Source organism: Bradyrhizobium sp. AZCC 2230, from assembly GCF_036924495.1.
GTDB lineage: Bacteria > Pseudomonadota > Alphaproteobacteria > Rhizobiales > Xanthobacteraceae > Bradyrhizobium > Bradyrhizobium rifense.
Window position 1 is genome coordinate 5,105,250 of record NZ_JAZHRS010000001.1, and the last position, 20,535, is coordinate 5,125,784.

Here is a 20,535-nt window from a genome sequence, read left to right on the forward strand (position 1 = left end):
TTCCGGATCATGCCCTAGCACTTCACCCGCTTCTGCTCGCGATCCACCGCGGCTTTGACGCCGGCGGATGCACGCGGATATTTGCGGCCGACCTCGCCGAAAGCGGCGCAGGCGGCTTCCTTCTCCTTCAGCGCGGCGAGCGACTGGCCGAGCCGCAGCAGCGCATCCGGCGCCTTGGCCGATTTGTCGTATTTGGTGGTGACGGCGAGGAAGGCCTCTGCCGAGTCGCGATATTGCTGGCGCTGGAAATAGCTCTCGCCGAGCCAGTATTGCGCGTCCCCGAGCAGCGGGTCGCTCGGATATTTCGCCGCAAAGCTCTTCATGGTCTGCTCGGCAAGCGCATAGTCCTTGCGCTGCATATAGCCGATGCCGAGATCGAACTCGTCGCGCGGCGTCGCCGAGGGCGGCAGCGTCGCGACGCCGGCGCCGGCGGCCGGCGGCGGATAACCTGGCTGAGCCGGCGGATAGCCCGGCTGCGCAGGCGCTGCGGCCTGCGGATAGCGGCCGCCATTGTTGTTGAGGTCGAGCGGTTCGCCGGGGGCGCGGCCACCGGGCGCGCCGCCCTGAGCCCCCGCAGACATCGGTTGCTGACCGCCACCGAGTGCGCGCGGCGCGCCAGGCGCATTCGGAGTCTGGCTCGGGTCGAACGCATCGCCACGGCGGCGCGTGCCGGGTGCGCCGGGACCCGGCTGCTCCTGAACGATTGGGGCGGGAGCAGCGATCTGCGGCTGCTCGTAATTCGGCTGCGCGGCCTGCTGCTGCGGAGGCTGCTGGCGATAGCCAGGCACGACCTGAGCGGGCGGCACGGCCGCGACGTTGGGAGCCTGGCCGGGACCCGCGCCTTGCGCGCCACCCTCGAGCTGTCGGATGCGATCCTCGAGCTGGCGGTTGCGAAATTGCAGCTCTTCGTTCTGGCCGGTGAGCTGGCGCAACTGGTTCTCCAGCCGCTCGATCCGCATCTCGGGATCATCGTCCGACTGGGCGAATACGGGCGCGCACAAGGAGAGCAGCGCGGCGATCGCCACGGTGCCGGTAATTGCCTTGAATTTGGATGACATCTTGCCCTGACGACGAAAACGAAATCTGCGACGGAACATGCGACGCGCCACACTTTGAAAGGCAGTACGCCAAAAATGTGACCGGCACCACGGGGTTTCTGTCACAGATCGCTGAAACGAAAACCGGCGCCCGAGAGGGCGCCGGCATAATCGGTTTCTGAAGATGAACAGCGGCTGACTAAATGTCAGGAGCTCGCGTTCAGCACGGTCACAGCGCGACGGTTCTGCGACCAGCAGGAGATGTCGTTACACACGGCCACCGGGCGCTCCTTGCCGTAGGAGATCGTGCGCATGCGGTTCGCATCGATGCCGCGCGAGGCGAGGAACGAGCGCACCGACTGGGCGCGGCGGGCGCCGAGCGCGATGTTGTATTCGCGGGTGCCGCGCTCGTCGGCGTGACCTTCGATGGTGAAGGAATAGCGCGGATAGGTCTGCAGCCACTGCGCCTGCTTCTCGAGGGTCACGATCGCCTGCGGGGTCAGATCAGTCTGGTCGCTCTCGAAGAACACGCGGTCGCCCACGTTCACCACGAAGTCCTGCTGGCTGCCCGGCGTCGCCGCGCTCGCGTTCGCATCCAGGCCCGCGTTCTGCTTGGCGCAGGCGCCCATCGACAGTGCGATGGCAACCACCGCGGCCAGCTTCAATCCCTGGAGGATACGCATAGGATATTTCATTCCGGAGCCTCCACGCTCACGTTCGTCCACTGCTGTCCGGTCTACAGGGGGTTGGTTAAGCGAACGTTCCGTCAACCTTGACGGAACCTTGCCTCAGCCGGTCAAATGCCCCCAACCAGCGAAAAGCACCCGCCATGGTTAATGGGTTGTAAATGTGGCGCGAGGGTGAAGGCAAGCCGCGTTTCCCGGCAAAAACGCCGGGTCTGTTGGAATTTTGGGCCTATCCAGGGTCCTGCCGGGGGCGGCTCAATGCGCAAGGCGGCGGAACCGGCGCCGGTCAGCCCAGGGTGACGGCTGAAGGACTGAGAGGCGCAGAAACGAGCACCGGCCGGGACATGGCCTGGCGCTGACTATTGCGATCGAACAGCATCCGCCGTTCGAACGCGCTCGAGCGCATGATGGGAAAGCGTGTCAGCACCTTTTCCCGGAGGTTCTTGAAATCGGACGCCATCAACGACGTCTTCATCGTATGCCAGCCCGGAAATGCGCGCGGTTCGGCGACGGGCTCATGCAAAAACACGCGGCGGTAAAATGGCTGGTGATCGGGACGCACCATCGCGAGGCCGGTATCGGCATTGAAATACTCGCAAGCCAGATAGGCCAACCGCAGAGTCAGATAGGGGAGCTCCGGAAGCCGCTTCGCCTTCACGGGATCGGCGGCAAGCCGCGCCGGATCGACAAAAACCTCGCCTCGATCGAGGCGGGTATGGAGAACATCGCCATACAATTCGGTCGCATAGGAACTGCGCCATTCCCGCGTCAGCAGATGAATGCGAACGGAACTGCACAACTCTCCATCGATGTAAACGCCGAATATCCAGACATTGGGCGCGTCGTCATAGACATCGCGGACCTGGCAACTCTCTGACGGCAAGATCAATCCGCCGTTCAGATAAGCCTTGTAGCGCAGGTGATAGACCGCATCTCTGTCTTCGGGAGTCTCGATCAGCCGGTAGTCGGTGCGATCGAACAGCGCCGCCCCGCGGACCGGCGACGTCCTGCGTTGCTCGGTTTGAGGCGACATCCGAAACTCCTGAACACTTAGTCAACTTCCGCGTGTACGGAAAGATTAAAGGTTCCTTAACATAATTGCAAAGCTTTAGGAGGGTTAGGGTTAACCTTTCGGGGCCCGCAAAAGCACGGATCCGCCCGGTATTTCGTGCGATTCCAGCGTCGTGTGGAGCTAGGCGAGTGATCGCGAGGAAACCAGGATCAGCTGGTCCTGCATGCGGCTGCCATGCGAAGCATTGAGCAACTGACGGATCCGGACGGCCGGAACGGGCCGGCTGAACAGGTAGCCCTGCCCTTCGGAGACGGTGCCGTCGGCGCTGACCAGCTCGAGCTGCTCGTTGGTCTCGATGCCTTCGACTACGACCGCCATGCCGAGGTCGGCCGACAGCCGCGCCACGCCGCGCAACAGCGTCAGCGGGCGGTCAGTGTCGATGCCCTCGAGGAAGGAGCGGTCGATCTTGACCTTTTGCATCGGGAAGTTGTGCAGATAGCTGAGGCTCGAATAGCCGGTGCCGAAATCGTCCAGCGAGATGCGCACGCCGAGCGCATGCAGCTGCGACAGGATGTCGTGGGTGAGCTGGGTGTTGCGCAGCAGCGAGGATTCCGTGATCTCGATCTCGAGGCGGTGCGCCGGCAGGCCCGAGACCTCGAGCGCGTAGCGGATCTCGCTCAGCACGTCGCGCTGGTGGAATTGCTGCGGCGAGAAGTTGACGGCGACGCTGACGCCCTCCGGCCACTTCATGCATTCCATGCAGGCGCGGCGCAGGATCCAGCGGCCGAGATCGACGATCAGGCCCATGTCCTCGGCGACCGGGATGATGTCGACCGGCGAGACCGTGCCGCGCACCGGATGATTCCAGCGCAGCAGCGCTTCGCAGGTGCTGATCTTGCCGGACTTCAGATTGACCAGCGGCTGGTAGAACAGCTCGAATTCCTCGTTGGCGAGCGCCTTGCGCAGGTCGAGCTCGAGGATGCGGCGGGCCTCGACGGTGGCCGCCATCTCGTCGCGGAAGAAGCAGAAGGTGCCGCGGCCGTCGGCCTTGGCACGATAGAGCGCCATGTCGGCGTTCTTGAGCAGCGTGTCGGCGCTGACGCCCTCCGGCGAGGTCAGCGCGATGCCGACGCTGGCGCCGATCTCGACCAGGTGATTGTCGATCCGGTAGCGCTCGCTCAGGCGCTCGACGATACGGCGGGCAAGGCTCGCGGCATCCTCGGCCGCGTTGATGTTCTGCTGGAACACGACGAACTCGTCGCCGCCGAAGCGGGCGACGAAATCCTCGGGCCGCAGCATCTCGCGCAGGCGGTTGGCCACCGCGCAGAGGAGCTGGTCGCCGCAGGGATGGCCGAGCGTGTCGTTGACCTGCTTGAACTGGTCCAGGTCGACGAACAGCAGCGCGGAGAGCCGGTCGGAATGGCGCGAGGCCGCCAGCAGGGATTCGATCTCGTTGCGGAAGTGGACGCGGTTGGGGAGCGCCGTCAATTCATCGTAACGGGCAAGATGGGTGATCTTGGCCTCGGCATTCCGTCGCTCGGTCACGTCCTCGAGCAGCAGCACTGCGCCGCCGTCGGCCATCGGCTGGACCGTCCAGGACAATGACCGGTTTCGTACTGCGTCAGGATCGACCGTTACGATCTCCTGCGCTTGCGAATGATCGATCCCGGCGATGATCATCTCGCCGCTTGCAGCCGATATGGAGCCGGAGCTGACGCACGCTGCCAGGATGTCACGCGCAGTGGTGCCACCCCGAACGAGATCGTTGGGGAGGTCCAGCATCTCGCCGAACCGGTGATTCATCACCGCAAGCTGTCTGTCGACGCGGAACATGCACAGACCGTGCGGCATGTTATTCAAGGCGGTATCGAATTGGCCGGCGAGCGCCGCTTCGCGTTCACGCGCCACGACCGCGCGCATGAATATTCTGTGCAGATTGGCCGAAAGTTGCATGATCGCCAGCAGAAACGCGCCGCTGACGAACGCCATCGCGATGTAGTAAGGCGTGCCGCGTACCGCCAAGGCGATCACTGCAGGACCGAACTGAAGCAGGGCCTGCTGGTGAAATATTGATGGCCGACCATAAGCTCTTCCCGCTCCTCCGGCCACGATCCCGGTCGTGACGGACAGAGCAATGAGGTGGACTACGGCATCATCGTTGCTCAATAAGGCGGTCGAGCACCATGTGCCGATCGCGGCAGCCTGAATCAACGCACCGATTCGATAGCGCCTCTGCCACTTGCCGGCATCTTCGGCCGTGAAGGCCGACTTGCGCGGGTCGAAGCGCCGCAGATCGAACACCCTGATCGCGCCTGCAACGACGAGAAACAGGACGCACGCCCAAAGCAGGGTTTGTCCAGTCTTCAGCGCGGTTAGAGCCGCCGCAAAGGCGACGAAGACGATACCCGCGAACAGCGGGCCGGACGCTTCGAACAGCGAATCGATCAGCGCCGCCGAAAGATTCGAGGGTTTTTGATCGATCCCGCCTGTCTGGCTTGCGAGTTGCATTTTGGTTTGTACGCGCGTCCTGTTTGGCGCGTACTTTTACCCACACCAGATGAAGCCTTTCTGAGGGAACATCGTTAAAGTCGAGTTGTTTTTCGGCAATAGCGAAACTGTTTCCGCTGAAATATCAAGCAACTAGGCAAGCCTTGCCGGGCGCAAGGTGAAGGAAAGCTTGCCGCGCACGCACAAACCCGAAAAATCGGCGCTTTTTTTTCGAAAAAACATCGCGCGTTGCAAACGCGCGGTCGACCTATTGGCCTGCGGTCGCGGACAGCAGCGGCGACCACGCCGGATCGGAGGCGAAGCCCGGCGTCGGCACCTTCAACTCGTTGCGGCCGGAGATGTCGACGGAGAACAGCGACGGTCCGCCATTGCCGCCGGGATCGCGGAAGAACATCAGCACGCGGCCGTTCGGCGAGAAGGTCGGGCCCTCATTGTGATAGCCGGAGGTGAGGAGCCGCTCGCCGGAGCCGTCCGGCTTCATGACGCCGATCGAGAACTGCCCACCGCCCTGCCGGGTGAAGGCGATGTAATCACCGCGCGGCGACCACACCGGCGTCGAATAGGTGGCGTTGTTATCGTCCTTCGAGAAAGAGATGCGCTGCGCCTGTCCGCCGCCCGCCGCCATCACATAGATCTGCGACCTGCCGCCGCGGTCGGACTCGAAGCAGATGCGGGTGCCGTCCGGTGAGTAAGACGGAGACGTGTCGATCGCCGGCGTGTCGGTGAGGCGCGTGGTCGAGCGCGAGCGCAAATCCATCACGAACAAGTTGGAATTGCCGCCCTGCTGCAGGCTCATGATGACGCGCTGGCCGTCCGGCGAGAAGCGCGGCGCAAAGGTCATGCCGGGGAAATTGCCGACGATCTCGCGCTGGCCGGTCTCGATGTTGAAGAGATAGACCTTCGGATCGCCCTGCCCGAATTCCATGTAGGTGATCTCTTGCGAGTTCGGCGAGAAGCGAGGCGTCAGCACGAGGTCGGCGCCGCGGGTCAGATAGCGCACATTGGCGCCATCCTGGTCCATCATCGCGAGCCGCTTGACGCGGTGCTCCTTCGGCCCGGTCTCGTCGACGAACACGACGCGGCTGTCGAAATAGCCCTTTTCGCCGGTCATCTTCTCATAGATCTGGTCGGAGATGATGTGGGCGATCCGCCGCCAATATTCCGGCGAGGTGAAATATTGCTGGCCGGCGAGCTGCTGGCCGGTGACGACGTCCCACAGGCGGAATTCCGCCTTGAGGCGACCGTCCGGCTGCCGCGTCATGCGGCCGGTGACGAGGGCCTGCGCGTTGAGGGTCTTCCAGCTCTCGAATTGCGGCGCGACGTCGATATTGCTGATGCGCTCGATGAAGGCGGCCTGGTCGATCGGGGAGAACAAGCCCGAGCGTTTCAGATTGTTGGTGATCACCTGCGTGACGCCGTTGCCGACGTCGCCGTCGGCTGGCGACCCCGGCACGAAATTGGTGATCGCGATCGGAATCGGCCGAAATTCGGTGGGGTCGATGCGGAGACGACCGCCCTGCTGGGCCTGGGCGAAGGCCTGACCGCCCCCGAGCATCGCGAGCGTCGATCCGGTCAGGGTCATGAAGCGGCGGCGGTTCATCGATCGAACGTCATTCATCGAAAAATTCTTTTTGTTCGGATGTCACAGCGTATCGTTGAGGGTGAAAGTCGTCTCGATTTTCTTCCAGGTTTCGTACTGCTGCTTCGGCAAGAACGAATAGACCTGACACTGCACGATGGCACGCTTGGCGCTTTCGGCAATGGCCTGGGCAATCGATCGCGACGGTCCCCTCACCGCGACGATGATCGGCTCTGACGCCAGCGTTCCATCGATCTTCATGGGAATGTCGATGTCAGCCGCATACTGATCGGCGTCCTGCCCGTTGTACGTGGAGTTGAAGCAACGTCTGACCGCCGTCATGAACGCGCCTCGCCAGGTCGCGACGTTGGTGTTGGCGGTTCCGGTTGTCGACCCAAGCGAAGCCGACGCGTTCAGCGCTGCCCCCGTGAGGTCGTGCCGCGTCGATTCGCGCTTGTCGAGGTCGCGAGCAATCTGCGCGGGATCGAAGGTGCGCTCCTTGGGCTTCGGCTGCTGCTGCGGCTGCACCGCCGCTGCCTTGGGCTGCGGCGGCTTGGGCGGCGGCTTTTTGGTCTCCAGTTTCTTCTGGAGCTCGGCGATCGGATCTTCCTTGGCCGGATCAGGCTTCTTTTCTTCCGGCTTCGGCTCGTCCTTCGGTTTGGCCTCGGCAACGGGTTTCGGCGGCTCGGGCTTCTTCTCGACCGGCTTCTCGACGGGTTTTGGCGGCGGCTCCGGCGTCGAATTGGTCTTGATCAGTTCTTTCTTCTCGGTGACCTTGCCGACGGCATCTTCCTCGGGCTTGGCCTCGGCGATCTTCTCGACCTTGGGCTTCGGCTCTTCCTTCTTGCCGGTCTTCTGCCCGTTGGTGATTTGCGCGAGCTGATCGCTGGAGATGATGTCGATCGGAAGCGACTCTTCCGCCGGTGCGAAAGCGCTGCTGCTAAAGGTGAGCAACCCCCATCCAAGCACGAGGACGTGGAGGACAATCGACGCAACGAGTGTCTTGTCGACGTTCACCTTCACGGCCTTAAGACCCCTGATCCGCTTCCGTGACGAGCGCCAGCTTCTTGAAGCCCGCGCCCGACAACTGGCCCATCACCTTGGCCACGGTGCCGTAATCCGCCTTCTTGTCGGCGCGCAGATAGATACGCTCCTCGAGCCCGCCGCGCGCGTCCGTGATCGCCTTCAGCTTCGGGATCAGCTCGTTCAGCGCAATCTCGGTATCGTTGATGAACACCTTGCCCTTGATGTCGACCGACATCTGGATCGGCTTCTGATCGTTCGTCTCAAGGCTCTTGGCCTGGGTCTGCGGCAGGTCGAGCGGCACGCCCACGGTCAAAAGCGGCGCCGACACCATGAAGATGATGAGCAGCACCAGCATCACGTCGACCATCGGCGTGACGTTGATCTCGGCCATGACCGGCTTGCGCCGGCTGCGGCGGCCGCCGCCTCCGGACGAACTGGCTGCGTTCATGCCCATGGCTTGGTGCCCAATCTCGCCTTCACACTATACATGCCGTCCGTCAGCCCCGCTCGTCGATCTGACGGGACAAAATGGCTGAAAATTCATCAGCGAAGCCCTCGAGCCGCTGGGCCTGCCGGTTCACCTCGGAAGTGAACTTATTGTAGAAAATAGTGGCAGGAATGGCGGCGATAAGGCCGACCGCGGTCGCAAACAGCGCTTCCGCGATGCCCGGTGCCACCACCGCCAGAGAGGTATTTTTCGACGCCGCGATCGACTGGAAGCTCGACATGATGCCCCAGACCGTGCCGAACAGGCCGACAAAGGGGCCGGCGGAGCCGACGGTCGCGAGCACCAGGAGCCGGCGTTCCAGCCGCTCAACCTCGCGGGAGATCGAGACGTTCATGACCTTGTCGATGCGCATCTGCAGGCCCGCGACCGAGCGGGCGTGGCTCTCGAAAGAGCGCTTCCATTCGCGCATCGCGGCGACGAAACAGGCGGCCATGGAATGGGTCGGCTTGGCCGAGAGCGTGCGATAGAGATCCTCGATCGACTCGCCGGACCAGAACGCCTGCTCGAAGCGGTCCATCGAGCGGCGGGTGCGGGCGTAGAGGAAAATCTTGTCGATCGCGATGGCCCAGACCCAGACCGAGCAGGACAGCAGGCCCAGCATGACGCATTTCACGATCCAGTGAGCCTGCCAGAACAGCGCGATCAGCGACACGTCGGCGGAGGCGGCAACCGGAAGGGCGGACTGAGCCATTTCGGCCGGATTCATCAGCAGTATCCTCTCAAGGCGATCGTTATCTATGTCCCGGCGAGCCAAATGGCTGCCGGTTCCCCAACAAGCCGCGCTACAACCGGCGCGGCCGGCAAGCCCGCTCAAAGCCTTGTCTTTCTGGGGTGCAGGGGCTCGTCCAAAGCCGCCGCCTGCATTCCCTGCCAAGATGTCAAAACTAAGGGCCTCGACGACAGCTCCGGGCGCGATTGTCCATCATTACCAGAGCCCGGCGATGGTTAATGCCGGGTTACCGGGGGCGAATTTGGCTGCGGGAAAGGCAGGCAGCTCAGGGAGATGGGGGACGTCCCGGGTGCGAGACATGGTGTCGCGTGGCGTTACCGGGGGTGGGAAGGTGCGGCCCCGGAACACGGTCGGTTCCCTCCCCCGCACTGATTTGCCCGACAGACTCCGCCTGATAGGCTGCACTTGCATAAACCAACAAGGGCCGGGACAGACGGCCTCGCCAAGGGAGCACGCCGTGCAGAATGCGGGAACAAGCCTGCGGTGGATGACCGCCGCGATCGTATCGGTCAGCCTCGTTACATTCAGCTCTGCACGCGCGGCCTCAGTCGCACCGATCCCGGCGGAAAACGGCATGGTCGTGTCCGCGCAGCATCTGGCGACGCAGGTAGGCGTCGATGTGCTCAAGCGCGGCGGCAACGCCGTCGATGCCGCCGTGGCCGTCGGTTATGCCCTTGCAGTGGCCTATCCGGCAGCCGGCAATCTCGGTGGTGGCGGCTTCATGACGATCCAGCTTGCCGACGGCCGCAAGACGTTCCTCGATTTCCGCGAGACGGCGCCAAAGGCTGCGACCGCCAACATGTATCTCGACAAGGACGGCAACGTCATCAAGGGCATCTCGACCAAGGGCCATCTGGCCGTAGGTGTGCCAGGATCAGTCTCGGGCATGGAATATGCGCGCGAAAAGTACGGCACGATGAAACGCGCCGACCTCCTTGCCCCCGCAATCCAGCTCGCCGAACAGGGATTTGTGCTCGACCAAGGCGACATCGACCTGCTGCGCACGGCAACCGACGATTTCAAGGACGATCCGGCATCGAGCGCCATATTTCTCAACAATGGCCAGCCGTTCAGCGTTGGCGACAGGCTCGTGCAATCCGAACTGGCGAAAACCCTGCGCGAGATCAGCAGCAAGGGCACTGACGGCTTCTACAAAGGCTGGGTCGGCAGCGCTATCGTGGCGTCAAGCCAGGCCGGCAAAGGGCTGCTGACGCAAGACGACCTCAACAGTTACAAAACGCGCGAGCTCGCGCCCGTCGAATGCGATTATCGCGGCTATCACGTGGTCTCCGCGCCGCCGCCGAGCTCGGGCGGCGTTATCATCTGCGAGATCCTGAATATCCTGGAGGGCTATCCGCTGAAGGAGCTGGGCTATCACTCCGCGCAGGCCGTGCACGTGCAGATCGAAGCCATGCGGCACGCTTACGTCGACCGTAACAGCTACCTCGGTGATCCCGACTTCGTGAAGAATCCGCTCGATCGCCTGCTCGACAAGGCCTATGCGGCCAAGATCCGCGCCGTGATCGATCCGAACAAGGCCGGAATCTCCAAGGACATCAAGCCGGGCGTCGCGCCGCACGAGGGCAGCAACACGACGCATTATTCAATCGCGGACAAGGACGGCAACGCGGTATCGGTGACGTACACGCTGAACGACTGGTTCGGAGCCAAGGTGACGGCGGCAACGACCGGCGTGCTGCTGAACGATGAAATGGACGACTTCACGGCCAAGGTCGGAGTGCCGAACCTGTATGGCCTGGTACAGGGCGAGGCCAACGCCATTGCTCCCGGAAAGCGGCCGCTATCCTCGATGAGCCCGACCATCGTCACCAAGGACGGCAAGACTGTCATGGTGGTGGGCACCCCCGGCGGCAGCCGGATCATCACGGCAGTCCTGCAGACGATGATCAACGCGATCGACTACGGCATGGACGCGCAGGAAGCCGTCGACATGCCGCGCATCCACCAGCAATGGTTGCCGGACCTGACCAATGTCGAGAACTACGCCCTGTCTCCGGACACGCGCAAGATTCTGGAGGGCATGGGCCACAAGTTCGGGCCGCCGCAACCGGCGAACCATCTCGCGGTCATCATCGTCGGCGCGCCGTCGCTCGACGGCAAGCAAGTCGGCAACAGCCGCTATTACGGCGCCAACGATCCGCGCCGCAACAGCGGGCTGGCGGCGGGGTATTGAGAGGCGAGTCGCGAATAGCGAATGGCGAATTGAAAGAATCTCTATTCGCCATTTCTGCTTAACATTCGCTACTCCCCACTCGCCATTCGCTATTCACCACTTCTCCTTCGAGGTTCGCACGTCGAGCTCGAACGACCAAGCCCGCTCGGGCTGACGGTAGAGGAATGCGAAGGCATCGACGATGCCCTCGATGCTGATCAGGCTGTCCTCGCGGCCCGCGGCGTCGGGAAAGCGCGAGAAGATCTTGTCGCCGGCGATCGCGCCGTCGACCACGACATGGCCGACATGGATGCCGTCTCCTGCGTATTCCTTGGCCATCGCCTGCGCCAGCGTGCGCACGCCTGATTTGGCCGAGTTGAACGCGCCGTAGCCGGAGCGTCCGCGCAGCGAGGCGCTGGCGCCGGTGAAGAGCAGCGTGCCGGTTTTCTTCGGCACCATGCGGCGGACCGCCTCGCGGCCGAACAGGAAGCCGCCGAAGCAGACCACGCGCCAGGCATTCTCGAAATAATCGGCGTCCATCTCGATGATCTTTCCCGGCGTGTTGTTACCGGCGTTGTAGATCGCGAGGTCGAGGTCTTCACCGGCAGCATCGAACAAGGCGGTGATGTCGCTCTCCTTGGTCGCGTCGGCGACGAACGGAACGGCCGCGCCGCCGGCCTTCGCGATGTCATCCACGACCGCCTGCAACGCCGACTGCGTCCGGCCCGCGACGATCACCTTGAGCCCTAGGGCCGCAAAACGCTTGCAGAGCTGGGCGCCAAGGCCGCGCTCCGGTCCGACACCGATCACGATTGCCGTCTTCATTGCATGCTCCGAAGATTGAAAGCTGATGATGGGTGAATCACGCCACTGATGCCGGCTCGGGGCAGTTGGTCAGCCGCGCGGGATTGCCGACCGCGGTGCAGCCGCCGGGCACAGCTGATGTCACGACCGTGCCGGCGCCGATTTTTGCGAAATCACCGATGCTGATGTCGCCGAGAATGGTCGCGCCGGCGCCGATATAGACACCGCGCCCGATGCGCGGTGAGCGCGTCGGCAGTTCACTGCTGCGGCCGATGCTGACGTTCTGCAGGATCGTGACCTCGTCGCCGATCACGACATTGGCGCCGATCACGATGCCGGTGGCGTGGTCGAGATAGACGGACGAGCCGATCTGCGCGGCCGGATGGATGCTGACCTGCAGGACGTTCGACGCCTCATTCTGAAACAGCAACGCTGCATCGCGATGGTCGTGACGCCAGAGCCAGTGCGAGACGCGCCAGGCCTGCAGCGCGACATAGCCCTTGAAATGCAGCAGTGGCGCCAACAGGCTGGCGATGGCTGGATCGCTGCGCACGATGGCCCGCAAATCGCGGCCGGCCGCTTCGATCAATTCGGGAGAGCCGCGAAAGGCATCGAGGGCAAAGGCGGTGAAACGCGCACGTTCCGTGACATCATCACCAAGCCTGCGCCCGATCAGATCGGCTAGCGCGGCGCCAAAATCGTCATGGACGAGGACGGCATCGGCAAGGGATTTGCCAAAGACAGGATCGGCCGCCATCGCGCGCCGCGCCTCGTCGCGTATCGTCTGCCAGAGACTGTCGTTGGTCGCGGTCGCAGCTGCCATCGTCGCCGCCTCCGGTATTTTAACACTCACGTATCGAATATAGGCCGTGGCCCGGCCGCGCGCCACGCCGTACCGGCAGCACCCCGAGCACCATGCCGCAGGTCCCCGTGTGGTTACGAGCTTGCAAGCCAGGCACCCGCAACCATATAATCCATCGAACCTTTGGCCGACCTTGCGTCGGCCGGGGATGCCCACGTAAAGCGTCTCGTTCAAGCCCCGCGGTGGTCCGCCATCCGCGGGTTTTTCGTACCCGGCGCCCGTCGGCGCTGCCGAAACAAAGCCCGCTCACCCAAGGTCACGCCAAGACATGTCGCCCAACGCGCCCGCCGACGACCAACACGACGACATCATGTACCCCTCCGCCGTGCCGTTCGTGCTGGTCCATCTCGGCTGCGTTGCGGCCATCTGGTCAGGCGTCACCTGGCAGGCCCTCGCGATCTGCGGATCGCTGTATGTCGTGCGCATGTTTGCGATCGGGGCAGGTTACCACCGCTATTTCTCGCACAAGGCTTTTGCGACCGGCCGGGTGTTCCAGTTCATCCTCGCCTGGCTTGCGCAAAGCACCGCGCAGAAGAGCGTGTTGTGGTGGGCGGCCAAGCATCGGCATCATCATCTGCATTCCGATACCGAATTGGACGTGCATTCGCCGCGTCAGCGCGGCTTCCTGTACAGCCATCTCGGCTGGATTTTCTACCGGGAGCACGATGCGACCGACCTCGTGAAGGTCGGCGATCTCGCAGTCTATCCGGAGCTGATGTGGCTGCATCGGCTGGAGCTTCTGCCGGCCGTGACGCTTGCGGTGCTCTGCTTCCTGGTGGCGGGCTGGTCGGGTCTGGTCGTCGGCTTCCTGTGGAGCACGGTGCTGGTCTATCACGCGACCTTCTGCATCAATTCCCTCGCCCACGTGCATGGACGCAAGCGCTATGTGACGGGCGACGATTCCCGCAACAACTGGCTGCTGGCGTTGGTCACCATGGGTGAAGGCTGGCACAACAATCACCACGCCTACCAGAGCAGCGTGCGCCAAGGCTTTTACTGGTGGGAGATCGACCCGACCTATTACGTCCTGAAGGTCCTGTCCTGGTTCGGCGTAGTCTGGAACATGAAGGCACCGCCCGAGCAGGTGCTGCGCAACGAGCAGCCGCTCGGCGCGCGGGTCATCAATCGCGCGGCCCGCGAGCTTGCCGGGCGGTTCGATGCGCCAAAACTCGCGCACGCGATCTCGTCGGCGCTGCACCGGGCCGATCCGGCCCAGTTGCAACTGCCGACGCTGCACGACATCCTCAATCGCGCCCATGACGGCGTCGATGCGCTGACGCATCTGCATCTGCCGAAGATTCCGACCCGCGACGAGTTTCTCACGGAAGCCAGGGCGATGTTCGCGCGAACGCGATCACTCAACGAGATCGTCGACCACGCCTACGAACACTTCCTGACGTCGGTCCGTGCGCAGCTCGTGACAGTGCGCTGAAGCTCGCGATCATCGTGCACGCGGTTTGGCCCCGTCTGCCTGCGCAGGCGGAGCGCATGGAGCCAGCCGCCCGCAGCGATGAGAGCGGGCAGGATGAAGAGCGCAAAATCGCGGAGCACGATCATGGGTCGAGGTCCGCTTTCGCGAAAATAATGGCGCGGTCGAGCGCGAGGCTGGCGAGAAAATAGAGAAAGCTGGCGAGAAAGAACTTCCAGGACTCGCCGACCTGCCAGTCCGGATAGAGCTCGACCTGCGTCGGCCATCGATTGAGAAATGCGATCACCAGCGGAACGTAGCCGCCGAACCGGCCGAACAGTGCGCTGGCGCGCTCGAGGGCCGCGATGCGCTGGTTGATCTGGTTGCGTTCGGCGTTGGTCATGGTCGAACCCGTTGGCGCGCGAGAGGCGCTGGCGGGGGTTTAGTCGCGCCTGCCGGGACGCGGATTCTATGGCGCCGGGCGGTCCTGAGGATGGTTGTAGACGACACCGCACAGCTGACGGCCGCAGGTGCGGACATGGCAGTCGGGATCGCCCGCGCAGCTGCCATAGACGAAGCTGATATAGCCGAGCACCGCGAAGGCGGTCACGCCGAGCAACAGGCGGGTATAGAGGTCCATGACGCGTTTGACCCAGACGTCAGCGCCAGCCAAAGCGCGCCGTACGCAAAGTCTTAGTGTCGGATCGTCGGCAGTTGGTTCTCACTACTCCCAAAAACCAAACCGCCCGCCTGCGGGGTGCGCAAGCGGGCGGCTCGGGGCCATCAGGACTTTGGGGGCATGCGCCTGAAGGCTTTGAGAGGTATCAGCCCTGTGGCTGGTCGGCCGGCGGCGGGGTCGGACGCGTCTTGTGCTGGGCCATGAACTGGTCGAACTCTTCCTTGTCTTTGGCGTGGCGCAGACGGTCGAGGAAGTTCTTGAATTCGACCTGCTCCTCCTCGAGCCGCTGCAGCGTCTCGGTGCGGTATTCGTCGAAGGCGCGGTTGCCGGAGGACGGCGGGCCGAAGCCGAAGCCGAAACCACGGCGCTCCATGCGGCCGCGCATGCGGTCCATCTTGTACTGCATCCGCTCCATCTTGCTCTGCCAGCGATCCTGGTTGCTCCAGCACGACATTCTTCTGCTCCCGAGTGTGAAAAAGAGTAGGGCAAGTCCGATCGGCCACCAGATGATGAAGCCGAGAATGGTCACGGCAATCCAGCCGGGATGCCATGGCGTGTCGAGCATGTGGGGCCGCTCGTACTGTTGCTGCTGGTCCGAGGGGCCGCGCCAGCGATTGACATCAGCGGTGTAGGCCATTTCCCTTCTCCATCACGGCATCTGCCGTTGTGAATGTAAATAACATTTACATAGCTAGACCATCCCGCGATTTTGTCAAGCTGGCGGCCTGACAGGGTCGCGGAATTATTTGCGCAACTTTATTTCGGCTTGCCCCAGGGACCGGCTGGAGGCCCGCCCGGCGGAACGCCGGAACCGGAGGGAGCCTCCGGCGGCACCGGCGGCGGCTCGGCGCTTTTCGCCTGCGGCCTGCGCTCGGTCGGGAAGCCGAGGCCGCGCAGATAGATCAGCACCTCGGCCTCCAACAGCTCATCCGGCGACATCGGCAGTTTTCGCCGCGCGGCATCCCCGCGCGAGAACAGGGAGGCGACGCCATGCGCCATCGACCAGATATGCAGCGCCATCATCATCGCCGGCGGACGCGGCGCACCGGGTGGGGCGAGCGCCGCCAGGCGCTCTGCGGCAGCGCGAATGACGTTAAAAGCGCGCTCGCTTGCGGCCTGGAGCGCCGCATTGGCATCGACCGGCAGGCCGGATTCGAACATCGCATTGTAGAACGCCGGCTCCTCGCGGGCGAAGGCGAGATAGGCCCGGCCGACACGCTCGAACGCGGTGACGGTGTCGGGGCGGCCGTCATCCCAGGCTGCCGTGAGACGCGCTTCGAACTGCTCAAAACCGCGTTGGGCGATCGAGGACAACAGCTCGTCACGGTCGCGAAAATGCCGGTAAGGCGCCGCCGCGCTGACACCGGCCATGCGCGCGGCATCGGCAAAGGTGAAGCCGGCCGCGCCCTTCTCGGCGATCAGGCCGAGGGCAGCCTGCAACAGGGCTTCCTTCAGATTGCCGTGGTGATAGCCGCGCTCGGCGCGGCGCTCTTCCTTGCGCCAGCTCATGTGAACGGCTTTTACATGAGCCGGGCGTGAAGGTCACTAGCACGGTCCGGATTTGATGAACCCGTATTTCCCGCAAGTCCGGGCGGCAGCCCTAGCCACCCGGGATCGGCAGTACCGGCATGATCTCGACGCGCTCGCCGGGGAAGATCGCGAAGTGCGGGTGGTTCTCGAACATCTTCGCGGCGGCCTCGTGCGACGCGGCGCGGACCACGGTGAAGGCGCCCAGCTCGTTGGTGATGTCGGCGATGCCGGCGGCGTCGACCTTCTTGGTCTTGCCGAGCGGGCCGCCCATCGCCTGGATCGCGCCCTGGTGCTTCTCGACCCAAGCCTTCCAGGCAGCCATGCCCTCCTGCTCCTTCGCCTTGCGCTCCGCCTCGGACATCGCGTGCCATGCGGTCCATTTCGGGCTGTTCTTGCTGCCGAGGAAAACGGCAAGGTAGGTATCGGTGCTCATCGGTTCTCTCCCTTCGTTGATGGATAGACGAGGGCCACGAATTTATCCGCGGCCGCCGTGGTCATTTCTTCTTCAGATCACCAAAGCCGGCGGCAGCCTCCTGCACTTCCGGCGAAAAGTCGGCCATCTCCTGCACCTGACGAATCTCGATGACCTCGTTGGCCGAGGCCGGGCACTTCTTCGCCCAGGCAATCGCCTCAGCACGCGAGCCGACCTCGATCATCCAGTAGCCGCCCAGCACTTCCTTGGCTTCAGCGAAGGGACCGTCGGTCACGATGGGCACACCGGTCGCAAACGAGACGCGGGCGCCCGTCGACGGCGGATGCAGGCCGTCCAGCGTGATCAGCACGCCGGCATCCTTCAGCGCCTCGTTGTAGCGCATCATCGCCGCAACGCGTTCAGGATCGAGTTGCACGTCCGCCGGCGCGGTCTCGTAGCCGAGCGGGATCATCAGCATCATGAATCGCATGCGGGGTCCTTGTCTTCGCTGTCCGTACTTACCTAATAAGACGAACGCCCTTTTACGGAACCGACACGGGTTTGAAAATTGTTTTGGAGGTTATTGCGCAACCCTAACGCGGCTGCGGCACGAACCGGCCGTCCTGGAAGGCGGCACCGAAATAGACCTCGATGCGGCGGACCTTGGCGGCGGCGAAGGTGAAGAACTCGGTGTTGCGAAAGCTCCTGCCATCTCTTGCCAGGCAACGATAGGTAACGAAGGCCTCGTCGCCGATGACGAAGACGCGCTCGATATCGTGGCGGGCGATCCAGCCGGTGTCCCTCCAGCAGCGCTCGAAATAGGTCGCCTTGTCGAGATCGTCATCGAACGGGCTGGTGAAGCGGAAGTCGTCGGCGAGCGAATTGCTCACCTGTTGCCGGTCATTGGCGAGATAGGCGGCAAACAGGTTCCGGATCACGCGCTCATGGTCATCGGACATCGATCGCCTCCTCGGCAAGCGTCCCATGGAAGACGGTTCAAGCCCGACCGCGCCGACATCGCCCACACTGCGACAACACGACGCGAAAAATCATCCGACGCGCTTCCGTACAAATACGGCCGAGCTGTGAACTCCGCCGTGCATATGAATCGAGAACGCTCGTGCATTGAGTGACGTGGTCCCTGCAAGTGAAGCTACGGAGCCTGCGCAGTTCTCTGCAAGGGTTTACAATTGTTCAAGAAGCCCGTGCAACTTTTCCGCTTAGGGGCGGGCCGTTGATGCCGCCGATTCGCCGACAGAACATTACGGAGCATCAATTGTTCAATTTCCAGAGCAGCAAGACCCGGCACGCGGTCGCTGAGGTCGAGGCGCTCGACCGGTCGCAGGCGGTGATCGAGTTCGGCCTCGACGGTACCATTCTCGATGCCAACGAAAATCTGCTGAAGATGAGCGGCTATTCGCTCGCGGAGATCAAGGGCAAGCATCACAGTATCTTCGTGAGCCCTGCCGAGCGCGAGAGCGCCCGCTATCGTGATTTCTGGGCCAGCCTGAACCGCGGCGAGTTCCAGACCACGCAATACAGGCGCTACGGCAAGAACGGCAAGGAAGTCTGGGTCCACGCCTCCTACGCGCCGCTGCTCGACGAGAGCGGCAAGGTGATCAGCTTCATCAAGTTCGCCACCGACATCACGGCCTACAAGATGCGGAGCATGGAGGAAGCCGGCAAGCTCGCCGCGATCAGCCGCGCCCAGGCCGTCGCCGTCGTCAACGAGTTCATCGCCACCACCGCCGCCGCGGCCGAGGAGCAGAGCGCGGTGACCGCGGACATGTCGGCGAACATGCAGCGGGCATCTGCGGAACTGTCGTAAGCTTTCTCGGCTCATTTACTCCATCTCCGTCATCCTGAGGCTCACCGTGCAAAGCACGGTGAGCCTCAGGATGAATCGGCCCGGATGCAGCCGGGCCGTCGCCCTTCGAGGGCCGCTACGCGGCCACCTCAGGGTGACGGTTCCGGCACTATGCTCGCAGATCAACCTGCCCTCACCAGGCTCTTCCTCGCCGAGAGGAAAGCACAGTAAAAGGAGCACGCGCCCCTTTTTCGAGACAGGACAGATCAACCAATGCCGCAAGCCCCGCAAAAAGTTGCCCTCGTCACCGGCGCCGCGCGCGGGATCGGGCTGGCGACGGCCAGAAAATTCGTGGCCGAGGGCTGGCGCGTGGCGCTGCTCGACATCGAAGGCGAATTGCTCGGCGGCGCGGCAGCGGAGATCGACCAAGGCGACACGACGCTGGCGCTGACTTGCGACGTCTCGGACGCGACCGCGGTCGGCGCCGCGATGAAGACGATCGAGCAGCGCTTCGGCCGGCTCGATGCGCTGGTCAACAATGCCGGCGTCGCCATGTTCGCGCCCGTGCTGGAGACCAGCGATGCCGACTGGAACAGGATCATGGCGGTCAACCTCACCGGCCCGTTCCTCTGCACCAAGGCGGCCGCGCCGCTGATGCGCGAGCAGGGTGGCGGCGCCATCGTCAACATCACCTCGATCTCGGCCGTGCGCGCCTCGACGCTGCGCTCGGCCTACGGCACCAGCAAGGCCGGGCTTGCGCACCTCACCAAGCAGCTCGCGGTCGAACTCGCGTCGCTCAACATCCGCGTCAATGCGGTCGCACCAGGGCCGGTCGACACCGCGATGGCGAAGCAGGTGCACACCAGGGAGATCCGCGCCGACTATCACGACGCCATCCCGCTCAACCGCTACGGCCTGGAGGAGGAACTTGCGGAAGCGATCTTCTTCCTGTGCTCGGAGCGCGCAAGCTACATCACCGGCCAAATTTTGGCCGTCGATGGCGGCTTCGATGCGGCCGGCATCGGCTTGCCGACGCTGCGCGGCGAACGGCGGAACGGGTAGGCACAAATCTCGTAGGGTGGGCAAAGCGTAGCGTGCCCACCATCTGAACGATTCGAGGCGACAATGGTGGGCACGGCACTAGCGCACCTTTGCCCACCCTACGGGATCGAGTTTGTGGAGACGCCATGCGACGCCTCGCCCTGTTCGTTATATCGATAGCTTTTCTCGGTTCCGTCCCGGCCAGAGCCGAGATCCGCATCATCCAGAGCCCCGGCGGACAGGTCGGGCCGTTCCTCGATCTGTTCGAGAAAGTGCGCGAGAGCGGCGACCGCGTGGTGATCGACGGTCCCTGCCTGTCCGCCTGCACGCTGGTGCTCAGCATCGTACCGGGCGAGCGCATCTGCGTCACCAAACGTGCTGTGCTCGGTTTCCATGCCGCGCGTTCGGTCGACCGGCGCGGACGCTTCTATGCCGAGCCGGAAGCATCCGAAGCCGTGCTTGCGGCCTATCCGGGCCCCGTTCGCGACTGGATCAGCCGCCGTGGCGGCCTCACCTCGCGGTTGCTTTTGCTGAAGGGGCGAGACCTCGCCGCGATCTATCCGCGCTGTCGATGACAATTCGATTGCAGGCGGGGATGTGACCGCGATGAATCCTCCGCTGTTCGGCGATTAGGCAGATCCCGGCGAATTCGGCCCTGCCGGAAACAAATCCGCCTAAGTGCTTCGCAACGCGTGCACAATTTACACGGTTTCCAGCTTTTCCCTGTCGCTTA

21 protein-coding genes and 1 pseudogene are annotated in these 20,535 nt (G+C 63.4%); 5 read left to right on the plus strand and 17 right to left on the minus strand.

Annotation, left to right across the window (positions count from 1 at the left end):
- Window positions 1–14: 14 nt before the first annotated feature.
- The 8 genes from ybgF to tolQ all read right to left on the minus strand — a co-directional run bounded on the left by ybgF (window position 15) and on the right by tolQ (window position 9,062).
- Window positions 15–1,058: a tol-pal system protein YbgF gene (ybgF, locus tag V1280_RS24500; protein ID WP_334529966.1), complete on the minus strand. Its 1,044-nt coding sequence runs from the start codon at window positions 1,056–1,058 to the stop codon at window positions 15–17.
- A gap of 185 nt (window positions 1,059–1,243) precedes the next feature.
- The gene (pal, locus tag V1280_RS24505) at window positions 1,244–1,732 is read right to left on the minus strand and encodes a peptidoglycan-associated lipoprotein Pal (RefSeq protein WP_148772002.1); all 489 of its coding nucleotides are present in this window, start codon (window positions 1,730–1,732) and stop codon (window positions 1,244–1,246) included.
- 277 nt (window positions 1,733–2,009) lie between these two features.
- Window positions 2,010–2,756 (minus strand): N-acyl amino acid synthase FeeM domain-containing protein, encoded by a 747-nt coding sequence (locus V1280_RS24510; protein WP_334529969.1) that lies wholly within the window; start codon window positions 2,754–2,756, stop codon window positions 2,010–2,012.
- A 159-nt stretch (window positions 2,757–2,915) separates the two neighbouring features.
- On the minus strand, window positions 2,916–5,243 hold the full coding sequence (locus tag V1280_RS24515) for a putative bifunctional diguanylate cyclase/phosphodiesterase (RefSeq protein ID WP_334529972.1): 2,328 nt from the start codon (window positions 5,241–5,243) through the stop codon (window positions 2,916–2,918).
- Window positions 5,244–5,490: 247 nt separating this feature from the next.
- Window positions 5,491–6,843 (minus strand): Tol-Pal system beta propeller repeat protein TolB, encoded by a 1,353-nt coding sequence (gene tolB, locus V1280_RS24520; protein WP_334538403.1) that lies wholly within the window; start codon window positions 6,841–6,843, stop codon window positions 5,491–5,493.
- Window positions 6,844–6,885: 42 nt separating this feature from the next.
- Window positions 6,886–7,845, minus strand: coding sequence for a protein TolA (locus tag V1280_RS24525; protein ID WP_334529975.1), 960 nt, complete (start codon window positions 7,843–7,845; stop codon window positions 6,886–6,888).
- Window positions 7,846–7,849: 4 nt separating this feature from the next.
- A complete protein-coding gene (tolR, locus tag V1280_RS24530; RefSeq protein WP_148772006.1) occupies window positions 7,850–8,302 on the minus strand; it encodes a protein TolR in 453 nt (150 codons plus the stop codon).
- Between the two features lie 43 nt (window positions 8,303–8,345).
- Window positions 8,346–9,062 (minus strand): protein TolQ, encoded by a 717-nt coding sequence (tolQ, locus tag V1280_RS24535; protein WP_334529980.1) that lies wholly within the window; start codon window positions 9,060–9,062, stop codon window positions 8,346–8,348.
- Window positions 9,063–9,573: 511 nt separating this feature from the next.
- Between tolQ and ggt the strand changes: the two genes are divergently transcribed.
- Window positions 9,574–11,280, plus strand: coding sequence for a gamma-glutamyltransferase (gene ggt / locus V1280_RS24540; RefSeq protein ID WP_334538404.1), 1,707 nt, complete (start codon window positions 9,574–9,576; stop codon window positions 11,278–11,280).
- A gap of 93 nt (window positions 11,281–11,373) precedes the next feature.
- Here ggt and V1280_RS24545 read toward each other — a convergent pair whose 3' ends face one another.
- Both V1280_RS24545 and V1280_RS24550 read right to left on the minus strand, forming a co-directional pair.
- The gene (locus V1280_RS24545) at window positions 11,374–12,084 is read right to left on the minus strand and encodes an SDR family NAD(P)-dependent oxidoreductase (protein WP_334529983.1); all 711 of its coding nucleotides are present in this window, start codon (window positions 12,082–12,084) and stop codon (window positions 11,374–11,376) included.
- Between the two features lie 37 nt (window positions 12,085–12,121).
- Complete coding sequence (locus V1280_RS24550; RefSeq protein WP_334529986.1) at window positions 12,122–12,886, minus strand: serine O-acetyltransferase; 765 nt, start codon at window positions 12,884–12,886, stop codon at window positions 12,122–12,124.
- A gap of 307 nt (window positions 12,887–13,193) precedes the next feature.
- Between V1280_RS24550 and V1280_RS24555 the strand changes: the two genes are divergently transcribed.
- A complete protein-coding gene (locus V1280_RS24555) occupies window positions 13,194–14,357 on the plus strand; it encodes an acyl-CoA desaturase (RefSeq protein ID WP_334529991.1) in 1,164 nt (387 codons plus the stop codon).
- Between the two features lie 121 nt (window positions 14,358–14,478).
- Here V1280_RS24555 and V1280_RS24560 read toward each other — a convergent pair whose 3' ends face one another.
- The 7 genes from V1280_RS24560 to V1280_RS24590 form a co-directional block, all read right to left on the minus strand.
- Window positions 14,479–14,736: a hypothetical protein gene (locus V1280_RS24560; protein ID WP_334529994.1), complete on the minus strand. Its 258-nt coding sequence runs from the start codon at window positions 14,734–14,736 to the stop codon at window positions 14,479–14,481.
- A 66-nt stretch (window positions 14,737–14,802) separates the two neighbouring features.
- Complete coding sequence (locus V1280_RS24565; RefSeq protein ID WP_334529997.1) at window positions 14,803–14,973, minus strand: hypothetical protein; 171 nt, start codon at window positions 14,971–14,973, stop codon at window positions 14,803–14,805.
- A gap of 184 nt (window positions 14,974–15,157) precedes the next feature.
- A complete protein-coding gene (locus tag V1280_RS24570; protein WP_334530000.1) occupies window positions 15,158–15,649 on the minus strand; it encodes a DUF2852 domain-containing protein in 492 nt (163 codons plus the stop codon).
- Between the two features lie 119 nt (window positions 15,650–15,768).
- Entirely contained in the window at window positions 15,769–16,521 is a 753-nt protein-coding gene (locus V1280_RS24575; RefSeq protein WP_334530003.1) for a TetR/AcrR family transcriptional regulator, read from the minus strand.
- Between the two features lie 91 nt (window positions 16,522–16,612).
- Window positions 16,613–16,975 (minus strand): hypothetical protein, encoded by a 363-nt coding sequence (locus V1280_RS24580; RefSeq protein WP_334530006.1) that lies wholly within the window; start codon window positions 16,973–16,975, stop codon window positions 16,613–16,615.
- Between the two features lie 61 nt (window positions 16,976–17,036).
- On the minus strand, window positions 17,037–17,444 hold the full coding sequence (locus tag V1280_RS24585) for a YciI family protein (protein WP_334530009.1): 408 nt from the start codon (window positions 17,442–17,444) through the stop codon (window positions 17,037–17,039).
- A gap of 103 nt (window positions 17,445–17,547) precedes the next feature.
- The gene (locus tag V1280_RS24590) at window positions 17,548–17,913 is read right to left on the minus strand and encodes a nuclear transport factor 2 family protein (protein ID WP_334530012.1); all 366 of its coding nucleotides are present in this window, start codon (window positions 17,911–17,913) and stop codon (window positions 17,548–17,550) included.
- 317 nt (window positions 17,914–18,230) lie between these two features.
- On the opposite strand from V1280_RS24590, the pseudogene V1280_RS24595 reads away from it, so the two are divergent.
- The 3 genes and pseudogenes from V1280_RS24595 to V1280_RS24605 form a co-directional block, all read left to right on the plus strand.
- Window positions 18,231–18,671, plus strand: a pseudogene (locus V1280_RS24595) (PAS domain-containing protein); the annotation flags it as partial.
- 363 nt (window positions 18,672–19,034) lie between these two features.
- Window positions 19,035–19,823 carry an SDR family NAD(P)-dependent oxidoreductase gene (locus V1280_RS24600; RefSeq protein WP_334530015.1) on the plus strand — a complete coding sequence of 263 codons (789 nt, stop codon included), beginning with the start codon at window positions 19,035–19,037 and terminating at the stop codon, window positions 19,821–19,823.
- 125 nt (window positions 19,824–19,948) lie between these two features.
- Window positions 19,949–20,377: a hypothetical protein gene (locus V1280_RS24605; RefSeq protein ID WP_334530018.1), complete on the plus strand. Its 429-nt coding sequence runs from the start codon at window positions 19,949–19,951 to the stop codon at window positions 20,375–20,377.
- Window positions 20,378–20,535 lie beyond the last annotated feature (158 nt).